The sequence below is a fragment of the Holdemanella porci genome, assembly GCF_009696075.1.
Lineage (GTDB): Bacteria > Bacillota_I > Bacilli_A > Erysipelotrichales > Erysipelotrichaceae > Holdemanella > Holdemanella porci.
Genome location: NZ_VUMR01000105.1, coordinates 1 through 2,389 on the forward strand (window position 1 = coordinate 1; position 2,389 = coordinate 2,389).

Annotated in this window: 3 protein-coding genes; all 3 read left to right on the forward strand. The window is 33.0% G+C overall.

Annotated elements, in window-relative coordinates:
- Positions 1-448 precede the first annotated feature (448 nt).
- The 3 genes from FYJ55_RS10495 (at position 449) to rpmJ (ending at position 2,383) form a co-directional block, all read left to right on the forward strand.
- The gene (locus tag FYJ55_RS10495) at positions 449-1,681 is read left to right on the forward strand and encodes an IS200/IS605 family accessory protein TnpB-related protein (protein WP_154556778.1); all 1,233 of its coding nucleotides are present in this window, start codon (positions 449-451) and stop codon (positions 1,679-1,681) included.
- A 352-nt stretch (positions 1,682-2,033) separates the two neighbouring features.
- Positions 2,034-2,252, forward strand: a complete 219-nt coding sequence (infA, locus tag FYJ55_RS10500; protein WP_117573900.1) for a translation initiation factor IF-1 — start codon at positions 2,034-2,036, stop codon at positions 2,250-2,252.
- Between the two features lie 14 nt (positions 2,253-2,266).
- Complete coding sequence (gene rpmJ, locus FYJ55_RS10505) at positions 2,267-2,383, forward strand: 50S ribosomal protein L36 (RefSeq protein ID WP_003866328.1); 117 nt, start codon at positions 2,267-2,269, stop codon at positions 2,381-2,383.
- Positions 2,384-2,389: the final 6 nt, after the last annotated feature.

A 2,389-nucleotide genomic window follows, 5' to 3' on the forward strand; every position in this document is an offset into this window, starting at 1 on the left:
TAAAAATACTGTAACAAAAAGATAGGGAAAGTAAACCCTAAAAGTGTTTAAAGGTCATCTCTATCTCAGAGTCAAAATCCCTATGACTTTTAAAGGTTGATTTATCCCTATCTATTTTTATATATTCAAAATATCTTATGTGATAAAACAACAAAATATCACAATCTTACAGTGATAAGGTTTTAACTGGAATGTTTGAATGATAAGTGGTGTCCATATATTAATTATTTGTGAATTGAATATGTGAGAATATTATTAAATATCACATATTCACATTAGCGATATAATGATACAAATAAAATAAATTATAAAGTCTCAAATCTATCTGTAAACCTGTTTTGAATATAGTATAATAGAGTCGGATAGAACAGAAGGACTTGTCTTTTGAAGGTGTTTTCAATGTCACAAAGAATCTATCATCAAAAAAGATCTTGAACTGTATAACTGTATGCTTCATAAGGCATTCAAAATCTGTTTTGATCGTGCCTATAAGGATGTTACTTATTCAGAAACAGATCAAAGAATGATCAAGTCCTTCTATGGTACAAGTGATTATTTTCCTTTGTCTGCCATTTATGAGGCCAAGGCTTTGGCGAAAAGTCTTAAATGTAGAGAAATGGAAGATCGTGATTTGATCAAGACTCGTATCAAAAAGATAGACAAGAAAATCAAAAAGAACGAGAAACAATTGAAGAAGGCTTTAAAGGAAAAAGAGAAACTGATCAACAGATCCAAGAAAAAGAAATATACAGAAGAAGATTATTTGTATGAGGTGCAGGTATTGGATCCAAATATCAAAAGATTGAAAAGCATCATTTGCAATCTGAAATTCAGAAGAAATCGAAATGAGTTCAAACTTAAAAGAAAGATGCCTTCTGTATGTTTTGGCGGTAAAAAGAATCTTAAAAATGGTTACTTAGATATCTATCGTTTTAAAAGAGCCAGAAGAATGCTGATTCCAGGAAGAAGACAGGGCAAGTATTCAAACAACCTTTTCAAATTAAATGTGGATAATGAAATGTTGACCTATCGAAGCACGCAGAAAGACATTGTATTCAAGGTACAGTTTCATAAGTACAAGGATGAACTGTATGCAAGAGTCAATGAAAAACACAACTCACCGGATAAGGCAGTAGCCTATGAGTTGATGGATTATGGTGAATACTTTATTGTGAAAGCTATATTTGAAAAACATATGAATCTTCCAAAGACTAATACATTGTATGGAGCAATAGGAATCGATATCAATGTGGACCATATAGCACTATGTGAAACCAATATGGATGGAAATATTGTATTGATCAAGAAGTATCCAATCCATAAAGAGAATACCAAGAACAAACGAAATGAGGAACCGTATCAGCTAGCCATTGAAATCATGGAACAATGTAAATCCAAGAAGAAGAGTCTTGTAGTTGAAGACTTGAATTTCAAGCAGTTGAAAACAAGGATGCTCTATCGCCCTAAAAAACAAAATAAAACATTATCGAGTTTTGCGTATAAAAAGATATTAGAAAAAGTAGAAAGAAAATGTTTGATGAATGAAGTGGATGTAATCAAAGTAGATCCAAAAAATACGAGTAAGATTGGAAAAGAAAAGTATACAAAGATCAAAGGACTGAGTGTACATTATTGTGCAGCCTATGTGATCAATCGAAGAGGCATGGGATTTGTGGATTAAATAAGATAAATAATCAGAACCAGAAGTTTATGATATCTTACTGGATGATAGGTACATAGATCATGGATGAAATTCTGAAGTATTTATAAATAAAGCATACAATAAAAACTCCATCGATAAAGACTGAATGGATCGGGATCCCGAATGATTCAGAAAGATGGAGTGGATATTGAAATGTTACCGGACGACTGGAAACGAACCGGGCACGTCATTTAGGCGTGTGACTTTTTCGAAAAAAAAGTTTTTTTCTTGAATTCTACTTGGATATTTAGCACTTTTTTGTTAAAATGGTAAATGGCATTTTATGCCTAACATCATTTCATTTTTTGATAGAAGGAGGAGTGTAGGATTCATGGCTAAACAAGATATGATCGAAATTGATGGTATCGTAGTTGACACTTTACCCAATGCAGCTTTTAAAGTTAAATTGGAAAACGGACACGAGATTCTAGCTCACGTTTCTGGTAAAATCCGTATGCATCACATTCGCATTTTACCAGGTGATCGTGTTACCGTTGAAATTTCACCATATGACTTAACACGTGGGCGTATTACATTTAGACGCAAATAAGGAGACGATTAAAGATGAAAGTAAGACCATCTGTTAAACCAATCTGCGACAAGTGTCGAGTAATTCGACGCAAAGGACGTGTGATGGTAATTTGTGAAAACCCAAAACACAAACAGAGACAAGGAAACTAAAGTAGG

Excerpts from the sequence above, each read along its gene's own strand:
- rpmJ (WP_003866328.1), top strand. The coding sequence starts at position 2,267 with ATGAAAGTAAGACCATCTGTTAAACCAATCTGCGACAAGTGTCGAGTA.
- FYJ55_RS10495 (WP_154556778.1), top strand. The coding sequence starts at position 449 with ATGCTTCATAAGGCATTCAAAATCTGTTTTGATCGTGCCTATAAGGAT.
- infA (WP_117573900.1), top strand. The coding sequence starts at position 2,034 with ATGGCTAAACAAGATATGATCGAAATTGATGGTATCGTAGTTGACACT.